We start from the raw sequence: 19606 nt of genomic DNA, 5'->3' as shown, positions 1-19606 counted from the left end.
GCTGCAGCCTGCCGTGCATTCCGCCGGCATGGCAATACAGTCATGGAGACGACGCAATGAAGACACTGACGCTGTTTACACCGCATGCCGGCGCCTCAGCCGGACTCTGCTCCCCAACCGATGCCGGTCTCGTGGCAGACCCCGGCCATCCCGATGGCCGTGGCATGCCCGTCCAGCATCCCCTGCGGGTGATCGCCGGTGGCGTGCTGCTGCTGATCGCGCTGGCAGTGGGTGGGCCGGGGGTGCCCGGTGTCCACGCGCAGGAAGCACCTGTCGACAAACCGCCCGTGGTGAATATCAATACCGCGGATGTCGAGGAGCTGTCGTCGGTGCTGCAGGGGGTTGGCCGGGCGCGTGCCGAGGCCATCGTACAATACCGGGAGATGTACGGACCGTTTGAGTCTATCGAGGAGCTCATGGATGTCAGCGGCGTGGGCGAGGCGACTCTGGCGCGCAATCGGGAGGCGATAACGCTGGAATGAGTCCACGGCATCCGTATCATGGCCGCTGGCAGCTGCCGCCGGACGTTCCGGCGGCAGTCATTCACGGAATTTACGGTACGGGGGCGGCAATCATTTGAAGTGTCTTGTAACCGGGGCAACGGGCTTTGTTGGCAGCGCGGTGCGCGAGGCGCTACTGGCAGCGGATCACGAGGTTGTCTGCCTTGTGCGCGGCGCCGGGAGCCTGCCGGCTTCGGTGCCGCATGTCGTTCAGGATCTCGGCAAACCCTTGTCGCCGGCGCTGTCGCTGCAGGGCGTGGACGTCGTTATTCACACCGCGGGTGTCGCCCACCGGCAGGCGCCCGCCGCGCAACATGTCGCGGTCAACGAAAGAGCAAGCGTTGCGCTGGCCCGGCGCGCTGTCCGGGACGGCGTCGGCCGCTTCCTCTTTCTGAGCAGCGTCAAGGCCATGGGGCCTGCCGCGAGCGCGACGCCGCGAGCCGAGGAGGAGCTGACCGGGCCCACTGTCGCCTACGCGAGCAGCAAGCGTCGCGCGGAAATCGCGCTGGCGCAGCTCGCCCGGGAGTCGGGAATGCAGCTCGTGTCGCTGCGCCCCGCCCTCGTTTACGGGGCGGGTGTCGGCGGTAACCTCGCGTCACTGATAGCCTGGGTGAGGCGCGGCCTGCCCCTGGCGCCGGAAGCCGGACAGCGCTCCATGGTGTCGCGCGACGACCTGGTGCGACTGATCATCAGCCTGGTTGCCGGCGATGCCGCGCGGCTGCCGGAGGAGGGCGCTCTGTGGAACGTGACAGACGGGGAGGCTTACAGCACGCAACGCCTGATGCTGGCTCTTGCCGGTGCAATGCGGCGCCCGGCACCGCAGTGGGAGCTGCCCGCTGCCTGCTGGCGGATACTCGGTGCCTGTGCCGACCTGCGACACGGCGCATTCACGGGTGCAACGGCGACAGCCCTCCTGGGCTCCGACCTCTACGATGGTAGCGCCGTGTGTGCCGCAACGGGCTGGCGGCCACGGCAGCGTTTCGAGGATGTGGCGCCGGCGATGGTCGCTGCCGCGGTGCGCGCATGAGCGGTACGCTGGTCGTTTTCCTCGTCGCCATGACGGGTGCCACGGCCTTGTGCGCGGTCTATCGATGGCGGGCCACGGCAGCTGGCTGGCTGGCGCACCCCGAAGCGCGCAGCTCGCACCGCGTGGCAACCGTCAGCGGCGCCGGTGTCGCCGTGGTCGCGGCGCTGTTGCTCGCGCTGCTCGCGGTGGGCCCGCCCTTGCCCGCTGCCGGCCTGGCCGTGCTTGCCACCAGCGCGCTGCTGTCGGGGGTGGGTCTGATCGATGATCTGGCGCCCCTGGGCGTTCGGTTGCGCCTCGGAATTTATGCACTGGCGGCGGCGCTGACGGCCGCCTGGCTCTGTGCCCCCGGACAGGCCCTGTCAGACTGGGCGCTGATCGGCCTGGCGGCGCTCTGGATTCTTGTGTTCATCAATCTTTTTAATTTCATGGATGGCATTGACGGCCTGGCGGCGCTGCAGGCCCTGTCAGCCGCTGTGATGCTCGGTTGGCTCGGCGTGCTGCAGGGAGCGGCTGACTGGTATGTCGCCTCCTGCAGTGCGACGGCCGGTGCGTTCGCCGGTTTCCTGTTTTTCAATGGCCCCCCGGCGCGGCTGTTCATGGGCGACGCCGGCAGTATTCCCGGAGGTTATCTACTGGCATCGCTGTTGGTCGCGGGCTGGTGCCTTGAGGGCGTTTCCGCCTACCCGGGGCTGATACTGCTCGCGCTGTTCATCGCCGACTCGGTGACGACGCTGGTATTTCGCGCCTGCAGGCGGGAGAGACTGTGGCAGGCGCACCGGCAGCATCTGTACCAGCGTCTTGCGCGCCGCTGGCAATCCCACCGGCGCGTGGATCTGCTGTTCATCGTCCTGCAATGGCTCTGGCTGGTGCCCCTGGCCCTGATGGCGACCGTGCAGCCGCAATATGCCGCGCTGCTGTGCAGTCTTGCTTACCTGCCGCTGTTGATCGCCATGGTCAAATTACGGTCAATACAGTAACATTCGCGCGTAGACCGGCCGCAAAACAGACAATGGCCGGCAGGCGCCCCAACCAGCGCGGAGTGACAACTTGGTCAAAAAAGCAGGCGTGCGTCTGCTGCAGGCCGGTGCCAGTGTCTGGCACTGCGTGCGTGACGCTACTGGAAAGCTCGTTGAGCTGCCACGCAATATCAAGCAGGCGGTTGTCCTGCTCATTGATATGGGCTTCGTGGCCGGTGCCATGTGGGTGGCGGTTGTCTACCCCTCGGGTATCACCTCCGTACAGCTCGGCGTGGTGGAACTTGCCTGTGCCGTGCTCACACTTGTTGCCAGCGCCATCATCTTTCTACGCCTCGGGCTCTACCGCGCGGTCATCCGCTTCATGGGCCAGCAGGCTATCTGGGCCATCATCACGGCAGCGAGCTATTCGACGCTGGTACTCGGGGCGGCCGTGTTTTTCACCCGTGCCGACGTACCCAGAGCCCTGCCCTTTGTCTACTGGGCGCTGGTCATGTTCAGCGTGGGTGGATCGCGACTGGTAGTGCGCGCCTATTATCAGTCCAAGCTGCGTTCAAGCTCGAAGAATGTCCTCATCTACGGGGCGGGAGAGTCCGGCCGCCAGCTGCTGACAGCGCTGCATCACGGCGAACAGTACCGCGTGGTGGCTTTTGTTGACGACGACCCGCAGTCCCAGCACTCCGTCATCAATGGTCTGCAGGTGGTCAATCCACGGGATATCGAACGCCTGATCCAGGAGCACAGCATTACCCAGGTGCTTCTCGCCATTCCGTCCGCCACCCACGATCGCCGCCGGGAAATCATCAACTCCCTGGTGGGACTGCCGGTACACGTGCGCACCGTGCCCAAGATCAGCGAGCTGGTGTCCGGCGTCGCCAGCGTCAACCAGATCCAGGATATCGATCTGGATGACCTGCTCGGTCGTGATCCGGTGCCGCCACATCCGGAGCTGATTGATCGCTGCATCACAGACAAGGTTGTCATGGTCACCGGCGCCGGTGGCTCGATCGGCGCCGAGCTGTGCCGGCAGATTCTTGCCGCGGGTCCGCGGGAGCTGATTCTGCTCGACAGCTCCGAGTACGCACTCTACAGCATTGAGCGGGAGCTCAAGGAGCTGCAGGCCCGCGGCGGGCACTATGTCGAAATGGCCTGTCTGCTGGGCTCGGTTCGCGACCAGCGCCGCCTGGAAACCATTTTCCGCACGTTTTCGGTGCAGACGGTCTACCATGCCGCCGCTTACAAGCATGTGCCCATGGTGGAGTACAACGTGGCCGAGGGCGTCGCCAACAACGTCTTCGGTACCTGGCACGCCGCCGAAGCCGCGCGCAAGGCGCGGGTAGAGACCTTTGTGCTGATCTCCACCGACAAGGCCGTACGCCCGACCAACATCATGGGTGCCTCCAAGCGCTTCGCGGAATTGATCCTCCAGGGGCTGGCGCAGGAGGAGGTCGGTACTCGCTTCTGCATGGTGCGCTTCGGCAACGTCCTCGGCTCCTCCGGATCCGTGGTGCCCCTGTTTCGCGAGCAGATTGAGAACGGGGGTCCCGTGACCGTGACGCATCCGGAGGTGTCGCGCTATTTCATGAGTATTCAGGAGGCCGCGCAGCTGGTGCTGCAGGCTGGCGCCATGGGCACCGGTGGCGATGTGTTTGTCCTCGATATGGGCGAGCCCGTGCAGATTGTCGACCTCGCCAAACGCATGATCCGTCTCTCGGGGCATGAGGTCGGCAGCCGCACACCCTCCCGCAGTGGGCTGGATATTGAGTTTATCGGCCTGCGCCCCGGGGAAAAACTGCATGAGGAACTGCTGCTGGGCACCTCGGTGAGTGGCACCGGTCACCCCATGATCATGCGGGCTGAGGAAGAGAGTCTGACCTACGACGAGGTCATGTCGGCCCTGAAAACCCTGATGACCTGCTGCGACCGGCTCGACTGCCGCGGTATTACCGAAATCCTGGCCGCCGCAGTCAGCGGGTTTGCGCGTCACGAAATCCGCCACGATCATCTCTGGGTCAAGCAGGGACGCGCCGGCCGCCGCGCCGCTGCCATCCCCGAGTTGAGCGACTCCAATGTGAAACCCCTGTTCACCGGATAACCCCCGCCGACTCCGCTTATCCGTTGCGGTGGGGACAGGCAATCTTCCACGAGGTGGCTTATGGCCGATTTTGATGTGTTCAATGGCGATGCGGATGGTATCTGTGCGCTTCTGCAGCTGCGCCAGGCCGAGCCGCGCGACGCCACACTGGTCACCGGGGTCAAGCGCGACATCGCACTGCTGGATCGTGTCAGCGCCGCCGCCGGCGACCGCGTCTGCGTTCTTGACGTGTCGCTGGACAAGAACCGCGAAGCGCTTTGCCGCCTGCTCGAGGCCGGTGCCTCGGTGTGGTACTGCGACCATCACTACGCCGGCGACATTCCCGTCAGCACTGCCCTGGAAACTCACATCAATACCGAGTCCACTGTCTGCACCAGCCTGCTGGTGAATGGCCACCTGGCGGGCGCCGGGCGCGCCTGGGCTGTTGTCGGCACCTTTGGCGATAACCTGCGCGAGAGCGCACAGCGGCTGGCCCGTCCCCTCGGTCTGTCGGCGGAGGATCTGAAGCGACTGGAAAATCTCGGCATCTACATCAATTACAATGGCTACGGCTCGGATCTGGCGGAGCTGCATTTCCATCCCGGCGATCTCTACCGGGAATTGCTGCCCTACCCGGATCCGCAGGCCTTCATGCGCGATAACCGGGACACGTTCGAGAAACTTGAGGGTGGTTATCATGAGGATCTGGCGGCCGCGCGGTCGATACAGGCCGAGCATGCCGATGACGTCGCCGCGGTCTACGTGCTGCCTGATGCGCCATGGGCGCGCCGCGTCAGCGGCGTCTATGGCAATGCGCTGGCGAACGAGCATCCGGCTCGGGCCCATGCCGTGGTAACGGAAAAGCCCGGCGGTGGGCTGTTGGTCAGCGTGCGCGCGCCGCTGTCCCATCGCGTCGGCGCCGACGTGTTCTGCCGTCGCTATCCAACGGGCGGCGGTCGCGCAGCAGCGGCGGGGATCAACAATCTGGCGACGGATCAGCTTCCCGCCTTTGTCGATGCCTTCGCCGCTTTCTACCGGGATGCCGATGCCTGAGCTGGCAGCCGTGGCGCTGCATCCGCGCCTTGCCGAGGATTGCCACAGGCTGGGGCGCAGCGGCGATGCCTGGCTGTTGCTGTCCCGGGAGGCGGCGCTGCACTGGTTTCTGCTGGTGCCGGATAGTGACTGCAGCGATCTGTTGGACATGCCCGCCGCGGCGCGCAACGCACTGCTGCAGACGGCTGCCGGCCTGTCCCGGGTACTCAAGGGGCCGCTGGGTTATCCCAAGGTCAACCTCGGGGCTCTGGGCAACGTGGTGCCGCAGTTGCATCTGCATGTGCTCGGCAGGCGCCCGGATGATTTCTGCTGGCCCGATCCGGTCTGGGGACGTCCCGGTCCGGGGCGGGTGTACAGCGATGAGGCGTTGCAAACATTGCGGCAAATGCTGGAAACTGCCAAGGTACTCGATGGTTCGGGCTGAGCCCGGCTACCCGCGTTCAACCGCAACGAACTTCACACACAACACGAGGACCGCAGCGTGAAAGAGCTGTACGCAGAACACCCCGCCATGTTCAAGAACAATCCCCTGGGCTTCATCCTGGCCGTTCTGCTGATTCCGGTTGCGGTTGGCGTTCTTATCCTGCTGTGGTGGTACCTGCAGACCAAGTCATCCAAGCTCACGGTGTTCGAAAACGAGATCCTGTTCGAGAAAGGGCTGCTCAGCAAGGAGCGCTCCGAGGTCAATATCAGCATTGTGCGCACGGTGCGGGTCAAGCAGTCGTTTTTCAATCGCATTTTCGGCGTGGGAACAGTGTCGATCTACACTGCGGGGGACAATCCCGAGATCGTGGCCAAGGGGATGCCGGATCCCAATCGCATCCGCGAGCTGATCAAGATGGGACAGAACGGAGCCTGACCATGGTCGGTGAATCTGACAACAGGGACAGGGCCGAGTCGCGACGACTGGCGGTGGTGCTGGTGTCGCTGGTCGCGCTCGTTGGTCTGGGTGCGCTGTTCATGCTGCCCATGCTGGGCGATATCGTCGCGACGCAGCTCGAGCCCGGGCTCGGTCTGCGCGATGCCGCCGTTATCGCGTTTTTCACCACGGCGATTCTTTTTATCGTCTTTGCCATCGCCGCCGGTGATGGACTGCTCGGTGAACTGCAGTTCATGCTTGGCGGCTTTTTCCTGTTCTTCGCCATTTTCTGGCTGCTGATCGCCTGGGTCTTCTGACGGCGCTGACGATCTTCCCGCAGGTGCTTCAGCTTCAGGGGGCGGGTATGCAGTATTGCCGGTGCAGCGCCTCCAGCGCTTTCAGCAGCGGTTTCTCCAGGGTCAGGTCAATACTGTCGATATTGGCACGCAGCTGGTCCGCAGTGGTGGCGCCGATGATGTTTGCCGTGGTGAACTGCCGGGAGTTGACGAAGGCCAGCGCCATCTGCGCCGGATCCAGCCCATGCTCCCGGGCAAGCGCAACGTAGGCGGCCGTGGCGGCTTCTGCCTCCGGCGATCCATAGCGTGAGAAGCGCTCGAACAGCGCCAGCCGCGAGTCGGCCGGCAGCGCGCCGTCCAGGTACTTGCCGCTGAGCATGCCAAAGGCCAGTGGCGAATAGGCCAGCAGGCCGACCTGCTCCCGTATGGCGATTTCCGCCAGACCCACTTCAAACGCGCGGTTGAGGAGATTGTAGGGGTTCTGGATACTGACAATGCGCGGCAGATTCTTTTCGCGGGCAAGGCGCAGGTACTCGAGAACACCCCAGGGTGTTTCATTGGAAATCCCGACATGCCGGACTTTACCGGCCTGTACCAGTTCGCCCAGTGCCGACAGGGTTTCCTCGATAGCGATGCCGTCATCGTCACGATGCAGATAGCCCAGGCGCCCGAAAAAATTGGTCGCGCGCTCCGGCCAGTGCACCTGATACAGATCGACATGGTCCGTCTGCAGTCGGCTGAGGGAGTCGTCGATGGCCTGGTGTATCTGCGCGCGGTCGAGGCGCGGTCCACCACGGAGATGATCCACGCCCGCGTTGCCGTCACCCCGTCCGGCAACCTTGGTTGCCAGCACAATGTCGTTGCGCCTGCCGCTGCGCGCCAGCCACTGACCGATAAAGCGCTCGGTTTCACCCTGGGTGTCGGCGCGCGGGGGCACCGGATACATTTCCGCCGTGTCGATGAAATTCACGCCGCGTGACAGGGCGTAATCCAGCTGCGCTGCCGCGTCTTCAGCGCTGTTCTGCTGGCCATAGGTCATGGTTCCGAGGCAGATCACGCTGACATCGATATCCGTGTTGCCCAGTTTCCGGTATTGCATCTGTTGACGTCCTCGTTGCCGTTGGTGGAATCGCGCGGTCAGTCCGCGAGGGTTTCTTCCTGGCGGATCTCGCGCAGCCCGGCAGGATCCTGGTGAATCACGACGTCCGCGCCGGGTATCTCGACCTTGATGGCGGCAATCACCTCATCGGCGATGCGGTGTGCCTGACGCAGCGACAGGTCGCCGTCAAGCTCGAGGTGCAGTTCAATAAAGTCCACCCGTCCGGAGCTCCGGGTGCGCAGGTCGTGGATACCGTGCACACCGGCGTGGCGGTTTGCCGTGTCGCGTATCAACTGGCGCCGGGCCTCGGGCAGCTCGCGATCGAGCAGTTCGTTGAGGGCATCGCTCATGATGTGACGCGCGGTGAGCAGAATGTAGACGGCGATGCCGCAGGCAAACAGCGGATCCATGCCCGACCAGCCCCAGTGCGCGAGTATCAGCGCCAGAATGACCGCGCTGTTGGTCAGCAGGTCTGTGCGGTAATGCAGTGCGTCGGCGCGGATGGCGGCGGACTGTGTGCGGCGTATGACGTAGTGCTGCAGCGCCAGCAGCGCCAGAGTGGCAACAATGGTGAACAGCATGACCGCGATACCGATTTCCAGCGTCGGCAGTTCCTGCGGCGCGCGCAGTCGCTTGCCGGCCTCGATCAGCAGGTAGATGCCCGAGGCGATGATCAGCGTGCTCTGCGCGAGCGCCGAGATGGACTCGGCCTTGCCGTGACCAAAGCGGTGCTTGCGGTCGGCCGGCGCCAGCGCGTAGCGCACGGCGAACAGGTTGAGCAGTGAGGCGCCGGAATCCATGATCGAGTCGATCAGCGAAGCCAGGATGCTCATGGAGCCGGTCTGCGCATAGGCGACCGCTTTCGCCAGAATGAGCGTAATGGCGACCGCCACAGACGCATTTGTCGCGAGTCGCATGAGGCGCGCGGCATCACTGGGGTGCAGAGGTGTGTCGGCCATGCGGGAAGGCTTGCCTGTCGGAGCGTCCGTCATTATGCCATTGATGGCATGGTATTGAGATCCCGTTATCCGCTGCCATGCACTGGCTGGAACCGACGCAGTCGCAGCGCATTGACGAGAACAAACACGCTGGAAAGCGCCATGGCGCCGGCGGCAAAGACCGGCGACAGCAGCAGTCCCGTGGCGGGGTAGAGCGCGCCGGCAGCAAGCGGTATCAGCAGGGTGTTGTAGGCGAAGGCCCAGAACAGGTTCTGGTGGATGTTGCGCAGGGTTGCCTGAGACAGGGCTGTCGCAGTGGCGACGCCGTTCAGATCTCCGGACATGAGCACCACGTCAGCAGCTTCGATGGCGATGTCGGTGCCGGTGCCGATCGCAATGCCGATATCGGCTTCTGCCAGTGCGGGCGCATCGTTGATACCGTCGCCGACGAACGCGAGGCTGCCGTGGGCATGCCTGAGCTGGCGAACGGCGTCGACCTTGCCGTCCGGCATGACGCCGGCAATGACGTCGTCGATGCCCAGCTCATGGGCGATGGCCTCGGCCGTGACGCGGTTGTCGCCGGTAATCATTGCCACCTTCACACCCAGGTGGCGCAGTGCCCTGATTGCCCGGGGAGTGGTCTCCCGGATCGGGTCATCCACCGCGAGAAGTGCTGCGATGACGCCATCGATCGCCACATACACCGGCGATCGCGCCCGGCTTTCGAGCCGACGGGCGTCCCCGGCGACGCCGTCAATCCCGATGCCACTGCGCAGCATGTAATCGGCGCTGCCGACCAGCACGGTCTTCCCGTCCACGCTGGCCTCAACGCCGAGACCCGCCTGCGCCGAAAACCCGCGGCTTTCGGGCATCGACACCGCTTCCTCACTGGCGGCCTCTGCGATGGCGCGGGCCAGCGGATGCTCCGAGCGGGCTTCGGCGGCGGCGGCCATTCCCAGCACCTGGCTTCTCTCATGACCTGCGGCGAGCACCAGGTCGGTCAGCACAGGCCGGCCCTCTGTGAGCGTGCCGGTCTTGTCCAGCGCCACGACCCGGCAGTTCCGCAGTTGCTGCAGGGCATCGCCGCGGCGGAACAGGATGCCGAGCTCCGCGCCCTTGCCGCTTGCCACCATGATGGAAGTTGGTGTTGCCAGGCCCATCGCACAGGGGCAGGCGATAATGAGTACAGATACCGCACTTACCAGCGCAAAGGTCAGGGCGGGTTCCGGACCCATGAACAGCCAGGCCAGAAACGTGATGCCAGCCGCGGCCATGACGGCGGGGACAAACCAGAGGGTGACGCGATCAACCAGTGCCTGGATGGGCAGCTTGGCACCCTGCGCCTGCTCCACCATATCGATGATCCGCGCCAGAACGGTATCGCTGCCGACGGCGGTTGCGCGAAAGGTGAACGCGCCGGTCTGGTTTACCGTCCCGCCGACCACCTCGCTGCCTGTCGACTTCCTCACCGGCACCGGCTCGCCGCTGATCATGGATTCGTCGACGTAGCTTTCGCCCTCGGTGACGTCACCATCCACCGGAATCCGCTCGCCGGGCCGCACCTCGATCAGGTCGCCCGTGGCCACCGCCTCGATCGGAATATCCTCGCTGGACCCGTTGCGCCGGACCCGCGCGGTGCGCGTCTGCAGCGACAACAGTCGCGTGATGGCCTGCGATGTGCGCCCCCGCGCGCGCGCCTCGAGATAGCGGCCCAGCAGAATCAGCGTCACGATCACCGCGGCCGCCTCGTAATACACGTTGATGGTACCTTCGGGTAGCAGCGACGGCACGAAAGTGGCAATGACTGAGTATCCGAAGGCTGCCAGCGTTCCCAGCGCCACCAGTGAATTCATATCGGGTGCCAGCCGCACAAGCGCCGGTATGCCGATGCGATAGAACCTGCGGCCGGGAAACACGAGCACCAGGGCGGTCAGCACAAACTGCAGATACCAGCTCCACTGCTGGCCAACGGTCTGTTGTACGGTTTGCTGAAACCCGGGCAACAGGTGCGACGTCATCTCGATCAGGAAAACCGGCAGCGTCAATACGGCCGCCAGTGCGGTGTCGCGGCCAAGAGTCTGGCGTTCACTGTCCAGTCGCTGTCTGAGCTGCTCATCGTCCTGACCGCGTGCCTGATCCCGGGAACTCGCCGGATAGCCCGCGTTCCCGAGGGCCTCGATCAGATCGCCAGGGCTGGCGTGGCCTTCCACCGTTGCTGTCCCGGTGGCCAGATTGACCCAGGCGTTTCGCGTCCCGGGGACGGACAGGAGTGCCTTTTCCACACGGCCGACACAGGACGCACAGTGCATTCCCTCGATGGCAAGGCGGGTGTCAGCGGCGGTGCCGAGGGTCTGGTTGCTGGTCATGGTTATCTGGCGGGCCGGTGTCAGGGGCCCCGGCGAATCAACTCCCTGAGCTGGTTTTCGCCGACGATCACCCAGCCCGGGGCCGGTTCACCCTCGCCCGCCGGCGCGAGATGGGGATGACGTCCGATGACGTCGTCCAGGGCGCTTTCCTGATCGTCGCTGATGTCCACCAGCAGGACATGCCGGTTATTGCGGATGGTCTCATCGAAGCGCTTGAAGCGACGGTTCTTTTCCTGAAACCCGAGAAAGCCACCTTCCCAGGCGCAGAAGCCCAGCACTACAAGGGCCAGAAACATGAATGGCGTCCAGCCAACCGTTTCGGCCCAGCCCATGGCAAGCGTCACGATGATGACCAGCAGGGCGCCACCGATGCCGATCCCCAGCCCCCACAGCCCGCTATTGATAACGTCGGACTTCATGACCTCGGCGACCGGATGCAGATGATGCTTTTCGAGCTCTGCATCACTGTTACTGAGAACGTGTATCTGGGGCAGCGTGATTCCCTGTTCCTGGAGCTCGCGCTGAACGGCCTCAAGGTCTTCCAGGTTTTCGCCAATGAAGTAGTGTCGCTTCATACACGGCTCCTTTTCTGTGGTGGAGAAGGGTGTGTGTTCGCTGCAACGTCCATGCAACAGCATAAAGAAGGCGGTATGTGTCTACAAGGCCGCGGGTATTGCGACCAATGTGTGGAGCGATACACAACACAGCGCGGTATTTGACCTTTCGCGGCGTCTTCGCGACAGTGAGCGGCCCTGCGCCAAATGAGGAGTTATCGCATGAAAGCGGAAACGGTCGATGATCTGGTCAACTGGACACGCGACACACATGGGCTTCTGGCTCGCCGGCTGCGCCAGAGTGCCGATCAGCAGTCGCGCACACGGTCCGAGCTGTTGATGCGTTATCTCGCCGACCATGAGGCAGCGCTGGAAAAAATGGTGGCCGAGTACGAGGGGCGCGCCGACCAGGGGTCACTGGGAACGTGGGTCTACGATTACGTGACAGAAAATCCGGTGCATATCGACAATCTCGACGCAGACGCACACGGTGAGTCTGACGTCGAGGAAATCAGCGCCACCATTTTTGCGGTGCATACGCAGCTGATTGGTCTCTACCGTTATCTGCTCGGTCGCGCGGATACGCCGGATCTGCGCGACCTGATCAAGGAGCTGCTGGCGCTCGAGCAGCACGAGGCGATGCGGCTGGCCCACCAGGTCAATCGGGTTGTGGACGTTTAGCGCCATGGTTTGCGGGCTGGCTGCCGACGCTCAGGCTACCAGTCCGCTAGACTCTGGACTTCAGAAGCCCGGAAGATCACATCTTGTACATTGATCCTGCGTTACTTCCCTCGTGGCTGCCCCTGCTCACGCTGCTGGTCATGCTGCTGTGGCTGGCCTGCGCTGCCTGGTACGTCCCCTGGGTCGCACTGAAAGAGGCGCCGTCCCGTGTGCACCTGGTGGCCGGGGGCAGCGTTGCCTGCCTGTTCCTCTGGTTGATGAACGTGCGCGGTATCGAGGATCTCGTGTTTCACCTCCTCGGCATGACCACGCTGACGCTGATGCTGGGCTGGAGTCTGGCAACGTTGGCGGGAACCGTTGTCCTGCTGGTCTACCTGGTTATTTCGGACCTGTCCCTCGCCGGTTTTGCACCCGCCTGGTTCTTTACCGTTGGCGCGCCCGCTGCCGTTACCTGGGCCGTCGGTCGCTGTCTGTACCGGTCGGAGCTGCGCAATCCCTTTGTTTTTATCCTCGGTGCCGGGTTTGCGGGCGGCGCCCTGGTCGTGCTTGTTGACGCCGTTCTTGCACTCTGTCTTTTCAGTGCAGTGGGCCTCGGCGCCTGGACCGCGCGTGCGCTGGAGGTGTTTCCGGTTCTGTTCCTGATCATGTTCTCCGAGGGCTTTGTCAACGGCATGTGTGTGTCGGCGCTCGCCGTGTTCTACCCTTCGTGGATGAAGACGCTGGATGAAAATTTCTATTTCGGGGAGTGAGCGTCGCTCATGCGGGTGTGCACGAGCAAGGCCTCGAACGCCGCTATCGGCAGTGGCTTGCTGAAAAGATAGCCCTGGTAGTACTCACAGCCGAGGGAGGCAAGCAGGTCCCGCTGTTCCGCAGTCTCTACACCCTCGGCAATAAGCTGCATATCCAGCGCGTGGCCCATGGCGATGATGGAGCGCACCAGCTGCGCACTAGCCTGGTTGCTGGTGCAGTCGGTGATGAACCGTTTGTCGATCTTCAGCGTCTGCGCCCTGATCTCCTGCAGGTAGGCCAGTGACGAGAAGCCGGTACCGAAATCGTCGATGGAGATCGATACCCCACGTTCACGCAGTTTTTCCAGAATCCTGGGAGCCTCTCCCACCCTCTGCATGAGCGTGCTCTCTGTGAGCTCGAGCTCGAAGGCCTCAGGTGCAAGCCCTGCCGCGTCCAGCGCCCGCAGTGTCTCCTCGACGAAGTGCGCCTGATTGAGCTGCGTCGCCGAGATATTGAAAGCGAGGCGCAGCGGGGTGTCGAAGCGCCGTGAAAGGTCGCTCATCGCCCGTGCTGCCTTGTCCAGCAGCGTCTCCGTCAAGGGCCGGATCAGACCGGATTCCTCGGCAATCGATATGAAGACTTCCGGAGACACCGGACCCAGTTCCGGGTGCTGCCAGCGCGCCAGGCCTTCGGCGCCAATGATGTGATTGTCGCGCAGGGAAACCACGGGCTGGAAATAGACCTCAAGCTGCTCGTTGTCGATTGCCCTTCGCAGGTCGATCTCCAGCAGCAGCCGCTTCTGTGCGGTCCTGGTCGTGGTGCCATCGAAGAACGCGTGGAATCCCGGATTCTCGCGCTTTGCCTGGAACATGGCGGTTTCCGCGCTGCGCAGCAGATCCACCGCCGACAGGGCGTCTGCGGGGTAGCGCGCGACGCCAGTGCTGAAGCTGACGTTGACGGGTTTGCCCTCGTCGATCTCGAACGCCTGTGCCGTCACCCTGCGCAATCTGAGCAGCAGGTCGCTCAATGCCGTATCGTTGATGCTGTTCGGGGCGAGCAGGGCGAAGTGATCGCCGCCCAGTCGGGCAACTTCGGCGTCGTCGCCGGCGATGCGTTTCATCATTTCGGCAACTTTTTTCAGGAGACTGTCGCCGGTCTGGTGACCGAAGGTTTCGTTGATCCGGTGAAAGCGGTCCAGGCCGCAGACCAGCAGCGCCATTTCCCGGTTATCCGCGCTCGCTGACGCGATGGCGTCTTCAATGCTGTCGATGAGGCTTTCCTTGTTCGCCAGCCCGGTAAGTGGATCGAAGCGCTGCAGGCGCTGCAGGGTGGACTGAAAGCGCTTGAGCTCGGTGAGGTCAGTGAAGACGGCCGCATAATTGACCAGCCTGCCCTTTGGGTCGAGGATGGCCGATATGGAAAGCCATTCCGGATAGACTTCACCGTTCTTGCGCCGGTTCCAGATCTCGCCCTGCCAGTGTCCGCTGCGATCAATCTGTGCCCACATCGCGTCGTAGAAGGCGGCATCCTGCTGGCCGGATGACAATATGCTTGGGTTCTGGCCGACAACCTCCGCCGGCGAGTATCCGGTTATGCGAGTGAACGACGGATTCACGCGCTCGATCCTGCGATCCGGCCCGGTGATCGTGATGCCCTCGGCGGCGCTTTGCAGAATGGCTTCGGCCTGTCGGGCCTCCCGCTGTTTCGCACGTTCCTCCGTGATGTCGATGGCCGTGGATATCATCAGTCCATCAGCGCGCTCCGGTGCATCGAGGGTTGCGGAATAAAACGCCCAGGTGCGCAGGGAACCATCACGGCAGCGGACCACATAGTCGCCTTCATCGGTGCGCTCGCGCCTGCCGTACAGCCGCCGGATATGGTTCAGAACCTTGTCGCTGCGGTCCCCGAAGGCCAGTCGCGTCCAGTCGGCAAGGGTTTGCAGCTCCTCCCGGCGGTAACCGGTCAGGTTGCACCAGACCGTGTTGACCTCCTCAATGGTGCCATCTTCCCGGTGCAGCATGATTGGGATGGGGGCCGCCTGCAGTGCGGCATGCAGTCGCGCGAAGGCAGCTTCACGCTCTCTTTCCGCGCGTTTCCTTGCGCTGATGTCGCGAATGGCGCCCTCAATAAAGACACTGCCCGATGCGGTCTTGATTCGGCGCCCGGACAATTCCACGCAGATCCGCTGTCCTGTCGCCGTCAGCATTTCACGCTCGACCCGGCGGACATCCCCGTTTTTCATGACCAGGTCATTCAGGTCGCCGTGTCCGTTCGCGCTCGGGTGGAAATCACGCAGTTTCCTGCCCACCAGTGCGGCTTTCGACGCAAGCTCCAGCATCTCGCAAAGCGCTTCATTGGCGCTGACGAAGACGCCGTCAGCGCCGGGTGTTGCGCGGAAAACGCCCACCGGCAGACGTTCCAGCTGATCGCGATATACCTCCAGCTCATGCTGGAAGGCATAGAGTGGCGTCATGTCCTCGACGCTCAGGTGAAGCAGCGTCTGACCACTGTGGTCGATGAAACCCGAGTGGACGTGAACGTCCCGCGTTTCGCCGCAGGCGAGACGATGGCGGAAGCGGGAAAAATGACTGTCACCGGCCGCATCAAGTTCGGTCCGGGTGTCGTCGCCGGAGAGAGCATTGATCGCCGACAGGCTGACACCGGTGAGTGGCTCGTAGCCGTAAAATGCCGCGGCCGACAGATTGGCATCGACGATCTGCAGCGTGTCCGGGTCGACAATCAGCTGCGGCATTGGACTCTCCCTGAACAGCGCAGTCATGTACTGTTCACGATTCCTTTGCAGGCGCGCCGCGGATTTCTGCTCTGTGAGATCCCTGACAAAGGAGAAGTGCAATGGCTCGCCGCGCAGTTCAAGATGGCGGATGCTGACCTCCACGGGAAACAACGAGCCATCGCGTCGCCGATGGCGCCGCTCCAGCGAGACGCTTTCCCGGGTATTGAGTTCGGTCCAGTAGCTGACCCAGTACTGTGGGGTCATGTCAGCGTCGACCGTAAAGATAGTCAGTGCCAGCAGTTCGGCCCGGGTATAGCCCAGCATGTCGCAGGCGCTGCGGTTGATCCAGGCGAGACCCCCGTCAGCACGCGTCCAGTAGACGGCAACCGGGGCGTAGTCCAGCATGAGCTGCGCGGTTTCAAAGGTTGCTGCCGAGCCACGTTGTTGAATCCTCTCTCTCCGGTGTTGCGTCAGCCCGCAGGTTTGCATGTCCGGGTAGGCGCTATCCTATCGCGAATAACCCTTCGCGCCACAGGTCCATTGCAACGGTTTCAGGTAGCCCGCCGCGCGTGGGCGATGCCGCGGACTGTGAACGGGGGCACGCTTTGCCCGTGAACGTGGCTTTCTACCCCGGGGTATCGATGTCATGATGGTGTGCTGTATCCAAGTTGCTATTCAAGCCCCGCAGGCGATGCCCATGCCATCGCCATGGCATTTCGGTGTCATTGCCCTTTTCCGGATTCCCCGGAGTTTTGCCGCGCTGCCCCTGTCTCGCCAAGACGATACCCGGAGACACACCACCCATGATCGATTCTGTTATTCGAGACGAGGAGGGCGATGTTCTGCGTGTGTTGCGTTCCGCGTTCCGCAAGGCACTCGCGCAGCACAGGGCGAGTCGCCTCGAGCTGTTCCTGCGCCTGCAGTTCCCGGAGCAGGGCGATGGCCGTGCAAGCGTCGGTGATCTGCTGCACGGTCTGGATATGCTGCCCGTTGTTGCGCCCGAAGTGACCTCTGTGGTTTCCCGCCACCACCTGTACGCGGCCATGGTGACGCGACATGGCGACGTGTTGCAGCAGGCCGGGGTGGCGCTGGAGGCGGCAGCCAGAGGTCGACTGGATCAGGCGGCCTTCCTTGACCTGACGGCAGCCTTGCAGCGTCTGGATGTGGCTCTGGATCGCCTGGACAATGCGATCACGGTATCGCTGACCCACGTTGACGAACTTACCGGATTGCTGAACCGCTCCGCCATGGAGCGGGATCTTGAGCGAGAGCATGCCCAGTCAAGACGGACCGGACGGTCCTTAAGCGTCGCGATGGTGGACGCGGATCACTTCAAGCGGGTCAACGACGACCATGGCCACGCTTTCGGAGATACCGTGCTCGAAGTGCTGGCGGAGCGATTTGAAGCCTGTCTGCGCCCGCGTGACCGGGCGTATCGCTACGGCGGTGAGGAATTCCTGGTGATGCTTCCGGACACGGGGCTGGTCGAGGCCGGGAAAGTGGCAGAGCGTCTGCGCCGGAGCGCCTGTGCAGAGCCTGTAGTCGAGGGGTCAAGCCGGATTACCCTGACCGTATCGATCGGTCTGGCGGAAATACGTGCCGGGGAGAGCATCGACGACGGCCTAAGGCGAGCGGACAAGGCGCTCTACGAGGCCAAGAATGCCGGGCGCAATCGCGTGGTCGCTCTTGACCACGGCGATGCCTGACCCCGGGAGTTTTCCTACTCGGCTCTGATCTCCTCCAGTTCACCGCTCTCGACGTGATACACGAAACCGCGCACCGCGTCCTTGTGCGGCACGAAAGGGCTGTGCTGTATGCGTCGCATGGACTGTCGGACATCCTCTGCCGGGTCCTTGAACGCTTCCAGCGCGAAGTGAGGGCGCAGGCCGGTGTCTTCCTCCATCTGCGCCTTCACGGCATCATCATTGAAGGTGAGCATGCCGCAGTCGGTGTGGTGAATCAGCATGATTTCCCGCGTGCCCAGCAGTCGCTGGGAAATTGCCAGGGAGCGAATGACGTCGTCGGTCACGACGCCGCCGGCGTTGCGGATGACGTGGGCATCCCCTTCCTCCAGCCCCAGCAGACGACCGGTTTCGATACGGGCGTCCATGCAGGCGACCACGGCGATCTGCTTGCCGGGCGGCATGGGCTTGTCGCCCTTGTCGAAGTGCTCGGTATAGCGCTGGTTATTGCTGAGAAACTCATCGGTTGCTGACATGGGATTGCTCCTGACGGATGGTTTTGGTCCGGATTACTGCTCGAAGTCCAGTGGCGGTGGCCCCGGCGGCAGAATGCCCTGGTAAGTATAGTCGCCCTTGCGCTCGGCAAACTCCGTCTTGATCTGCTCAACCAGCCGGGGATCCTCGAACAGGTCCACCATGGTCATGGCCAGAGCCTTTGCGGCATGCACCAGTCCCTTGTGTCCCAGCGACATGCCGCCGGAGGCCACGACGGCCCAGGAATGCCAGGGCACGCCACTCGGCGCAATCGGCGCCGCCAGGCTGATGGTCGGCACCACGTAGCTGACGTCGCCAACATCCGTGGATCCGCCGGGCGGGTCCTCTTCGGTCTCGCGCAGCGGGTTGACCTCGGCATCCATGCCCACCTGCGGCTTCCCGGTAGACGCCTGAAGTGTGCGGGCGAAGGCGAGTTCCTCTTCCGAGTAACTGATGCTGCCCAGCGCCTCGAGGTTCGCCTGCAGCGCCGCACCACCGGTGCGATTCGGCAGCAGCTCGTGGACGCCCGAGATGAGCGATACCTTGTGCTCCACGTTGGCCAGGATGGCAGCGCCCTCGGCCATTGCCTGCACCCGCTCGTAGACCGGCGTCATGCCCTCGCGACTGCGATCGCGCACGCGTACCCAGATCTTCGCGTAGTCGGGTACCACGTTCACCACCTTGCCGGCGTCCATGATGTGGTAGTGGATCCGCACGGTGGGCCGGATGTGTTCGCGGTAGGCATTGATGCCATGCGCATACAGTTCAAGGGCGTCGCCGGCCGAGCGCCCGTTCCAGGGGTCGGCGGCGGCGTGTGCCGATTGCCCGTCAAACTCCACGAGAAAATCCACCAGGGCCTGGCTGCTCTGCACCGACGCTTCCAGCTTGTCGGCCGGGTGCCAGTCCATCATGACGTCGACGTCATCGAAGGCCCCGGCCCGGATCATCCACAGCTTGCCGAAGAATTTCTCTTCCGCCGGTGTGCCGTAGTAACGGATGGTGCCGCTGAGCTCACCGGCTTCGATCTGTTCCTTGATGGCGATTGCGGCACCCAGTGAAGCGGCGCCGAAGACATTGTGTCCACAGCCGTGGCCGGGTTCTCCCTGGGCCAGCGGCGACCGGGTGGGCACCGTGTCCTGGGACAGGCCGGGCAGGGCGTCGAACTCGCCCATGATGCCGATAACGGGTTTGCCGCTGCCGTACTCGGCGACAAAGGCGGTCGGTATCTCGCCCGTGCCACGGCTTACCCGGAACCCGTTTTCCTCGGCGTGCGCAACCAGCGCATCGGCGGATTGCGTTTCGCGGAAGGCAATTTCCGCGTGGCGCCAGATCTCATCGCTCAGAGCCGTCAGTTCATCGCGGTGGGCATCCACGGCGGCGACGACCGCAGCCTTGCGCGGATTGTCCACGGCAGCGCCCGACAGGGCGGGAACAAGTAGCAGTAATGGAAGCAGCAGGCGTAGCAGAGTCGGGTTCATGATCTCGGTCCTGATGTCTTTGGAGGTG

At 63.4% G+C, this 19606-nt stretch carries 18 protein-coding genes; 11 read left to right on the top strand and 7 right to left on the bottom strand.

Translation table 11 applies throughout. From position 1 onward, the window contains the following. Window positions 1-56: 56 nt before the first annotated feature. From EV688_RS07455 to EV688_RS07420, 8 genes are all read left to right on the top strand, one after another. Window positions 57-482 (top strand): ComEA family DNA-binding protein, encoded by a 426-nt coding sequence (locus EV688_RS07455; protein WP_240624244.1) that lies wholly within the window; start codon window positions 57-59, stop codon window positions 480-482. A gap of 94 nt (window positions 483-576) precedes the next feature. Beyond that, window positions 577-1527: an NAD-dependent epimerase/dehydratase family protein gene (locus EV688_RS07450; RefSeq protein ID WP_162883812.1), complete on the top strand. Its 951-nt coding sequence runs from the start codon at window positions 577-579 to the stop codon at window positions 1525-1527. Beyond that, window positions 1524-2504 carry an MraY family glycosyltransferase gene (locus EV688_RS07445; RefSeq protein ID WP_117315594.1) on the top strand — a complete coding sequence of 327 codons (981 nt, stop codon included), beginning with the start codon at window positions 1524-1526 and terminating at the stop codon, window positions 2502-2504. The genes EV688_RS07450 and EV688_RS07445 overlap by 4 nt, the downstream gene beginning before the upstream one ends. 70 nt (window positions 2505-2574) lie before the next feature. After that, window positions 2575-4596, top strand: a complete 2022-nt coding sequence (locus EV688_RS07440; RefSeq protein ID WP_240624245.1) for a nucleoside-diphosphate sugar epimerase/dehydratase — start codon at window positions 2575-2577, stop codon at window positions 4594-4596. Between the two features lie 60 nt (window positions 4597-4656). After that, window positions 4657-5628 carry a DHH family phosphoesterase gene (locus EV688_RS07435; protein WP_117315596.1) on the top strand — a complete coding sequence of 324 codons (972 nt, stop codon included), beginning with the start codon at window positions 4657-4659 and terminating at the stop codon, window positions 5626-5628. Beyond that, window positions 5621-6052 (top strand): HIT family protein, encoded by a 432-nt coding sequence (locus tag EV688_RS07430; protein WP_240624246.1) that lies wholly within the window; start codon window positions 5621-5623, stop codon window positions 6050-6052. The genes EV688_RS07435 and EV688_RS07430 overlap by 8 nt, the downstream gene beginning before the upstream one ends. 57 nt (window positions 6053-6109) lie before the next feature. Further along, window positions 6110-6487 (top strand): PH domain-containing protein, encoded by a 378-nt coding sequence (locus tag EV688_RS07425; protein ID WP_205686514.1) that lies wholly within the window; start codon window positions 6110-6112, stop codon window positions 6485-6487. Between the two features lie 2 nt (window positions 6488-6489). Further along, complete coding sequence (locus EV688_RS07420) at window positions 6490-6804, top strand: hypothetical protein (RefSeq protein WP_117315599.1); 315 nt, start codon at window positions 6490-6492, stop codon at window positions 6802-6804. A gap of 34 nt (window positions 6805-6838) precedes the next feature. On the opposite strand, the gene EV688_RS07415 is transcribed toward EV688_RS07420, so the two are convergent. From EV688_RS07415 to EV688_RS07400, 4 genes are all read right to left on the bottom strand, one after another. Beyond that, window positions 6839-7882: an NADP(H)-dependent aldo-keto reductase gene (locus EV688_RS07415; protein WP_117315601.1), complete on the bottom strand. Its 1044-nt coding sequence runs from the start codon at window positions 7880-7882 to the stop codon at window positions 6839-6841. 38 nt (window positions 7883-7920) lie between these two features. Beyond that, on the bottom strand, window positions 7921-8841 hold the full coding sequence (locus EV688_RS07410; RefSeq protein ID WP_162883813.1) for a cation diffusion facilitator family transporter: 921 nt from the start codon (window positions 8839-8841) through the stop codon (window positions 7921-7923). 65 nt (window positions 8842-8906) lie between these two features. Next, window positions 8907-11186 (bottom strand): heavy metal translocating P-type ATPase, encoded by a 2280-nt coding sequence (locus tag EV688_RS07405; protein WP_117315603.1) that lies wholly within the window; start codon window positions 11184-11186, stop codon window positions 8907-8909. A gap of 20 nt (window positions 11187-11206) precedes the next feature. Continuing rightward, complete coding sequence (locus EV688_RS07400; RefSeq protein WP_117315605.1) at window positions 11207-11761, bottom strand: NAD/FAD-utilizing enzyme; 555 nt, start codon at window positions 11759-11761, stop codon at window positions 11207-11209. 201 nt (window positions 11762-11962) lie between these two features. On the opposite strand from EV688_RS07400, the gene EV688_RS07395 reads away from it, so the two are divergent. After that, window positions 11963-12421 (top strand): hypothetical protein, encoded by a 459-nt coding sequence (locus EV688_RS07395; protein ID WP_117315607.1) that lies wholly within the window; start codon window positions 11963-11965, stop codon window positions 12419-12421. An 83-nt stretch (window positions 12422-12504) separates the two neighbouring features. Further along, entirely contained in the window at window positions 12505-13170 is a 666-nt protein-coding gene (locus tag EV688_RS07390) for an energy-coupling factor ABC transporter permease (RefSeq protein WP_117315609.1), read from the top strand. Here EV688_RS07390 and EV688_RS07385 read toward each other — a convergent pair. Further along, window positions 13155-16373 carry a sensor domain-containing protein gene (locus EV688_RS07385; protein WP_117315611.1) on the bottom strand — a complete coding sequence of 1073 codons (3219 nt, stop codon included), beginning with the start codon at window positions 16371-16373 and terminating at the stop codon, window positions 13155-13157. The genes EV688_RS07390 and EV688_RS07385 overlap by 16 nt on opposite strands. Window positions 16374-16687: 314 nt before the next feature. On the opposite strand from EV688_RS07385, the gene EV688_RS07380 reads away from it, so the two are divergent. Further along, complete coding sequence (locus EV688_RS07380) at window positions 16688-17590, top strand: GGDEF domain-containing protein (protein WP_117315613.1); 903 nt, start codon at window positions 16688-16690, stop codon at window positions 17588-17590. Window positions 17591-17604: 14 nt separating this feature from the next. Here EV688_RS07380 and EV688_RS07375 read toward each other — a convergent pair whose 3' ends face one another. Then, window positions 17605-18102: a beta-class carbonic anhydrase gene (locus EV688_RS07375; RefSeq protein WP_117315615.1), complete on the bottom strand. Its 498-nt coding sequence runs from the start codon at window positions 18100-18102 to the stop codon at window positions 17605-17607. Window positions 18103-18135: 33 nt separating this feature from the next. After that, window positions 18136-19578, bottom strand: a complete 1443-nt coding sequence (locus tag EV688_RS07370; protein ID WP_117315617.1) for an amidohydrolase — start codon at window positions 19576-19578, stop codon at window positions 18136-18138. Between the last annotated feature and the right edge of the window lie 28 nt (window positions 19579-19606).

The organism is Chromatocurvus halotolerans (assembly GCF_004340525.1).
In the GTDB taxonomy this organism is placed as follows: Bacteria; Pseudomonadota; Gammaproteobacteria; order Pseudomonadales; family Halieaceae; genus Chromatocurvus; species Chromatocurvus halotolerans.
This window is presented reverse-complemented; position numbering and strand designations above follow the sequence as displayed.

What these genes read in the sequence shown, in the direction of transcription:
- EV688_RS07455 (WP_240624244.1), top strand. Translation starts at nt 57, where the DNA reads ATGAAGACACTGACGCTGTTTACACCGCATGCCGGCGCCTCAGCCGGA.
- EV688_RS07445 (WP_117315594.1), top strand. Translation starts at nt 1,524, where the DNA reads ATGAGCGGTACGCTGGTCGTTTTCCTCGTCGCCATGACGGGTGCCACG.
- EV688_RS07435 (WP_117315596.1), top strand. Translation starts at nt 4,657, where the DNA reads ATGGCCGATTTTGATGTGTTCAATGGCGATGCGGATGGTATCTGTGCG.
- EV688_RS07430 (WP_240624246.1), top strand. Translation starts at nt 5,621, where the DNA reads ATGCCTGAGCTGGCAGCCGTGGCGCTGCATCCGCGCCTTGCCGAGGAT.
- EV688_RS07420 (WP_117315599.1), top strand. Translation starts at nt 6,490, where the DNA reads ATGGTCGGTGAATCTGACAACAGGGACAGGGCCGAGTCGCGACGACTG.
- EV688_RS07415 (WP_117315601.1), bottom strand. Translation starts at nt 7,882, where the DNA reads ATGCAATACCGGAAACTGGGCAACACGGATATCGATGTCAGCGTGATC.
- EV688_RS07410 (WP_162883813.1), bottom strand. Translation starts at nt 8,841, where the DNA reads ATGGCCGACACACCTCTGCACCCCAGTGATGCCGCGCGCCTCATGCGA.
- EV688_RS07405 (WP_117315603.1), bottom strand. Translation starts at nt 11,186, where the DNA reads ATGACCAGCAACCAGACCCTCGGCACCGCCGCTGACACCCGCCTTGCC.
- EV688_RS07400 (WP_117315605.1), bottom strand. Translation starts at nt 11,761, where the DNA reads ATGAAGCGACACTACTTCATTGGCGAAAACCTGGAAGACCTTGAGGCC.
- EV688_RS07395 (WP_117315607.1), top strand. Translation starts at nt 11,963, where the DNA reads ATGAAAGCGGAAACGGTCGATGATCTGGTCAACTGGACACGCGACACA.
- EV688_RS07385 (WP_117315611.1), bottom strand. Translation starts at nt 16,373, where the DNA reads ATGCAAACCTGCGGGCTGACGCAACACCGGAGAGAGAGGATTCAACAA.
- EV688_RS07380 (WP_117315613.1), top strand. Translation starts at nt 16,688, where the DNA reads ATGATCGATTCTGTTATTCGAGACGAGGAGGGCGATGTTCTGCGTGTG.
- EV688_RS07375 (WP_117315615.1), bottom strand. Translation starts at nt 18,102, where the DNA reads ATGTCAGCAACCGATGAGTTTCTCAGCAATAACCAGCGCTATACCGAG.
- EV688_RS07370 (WP_117315617.1), bottom strand. Translation starts at nt 19,578, where the DNA reads ATGAACCCGACTCTGCTACGCCTGCTGCTTCCATTACTGCTACTTGTT.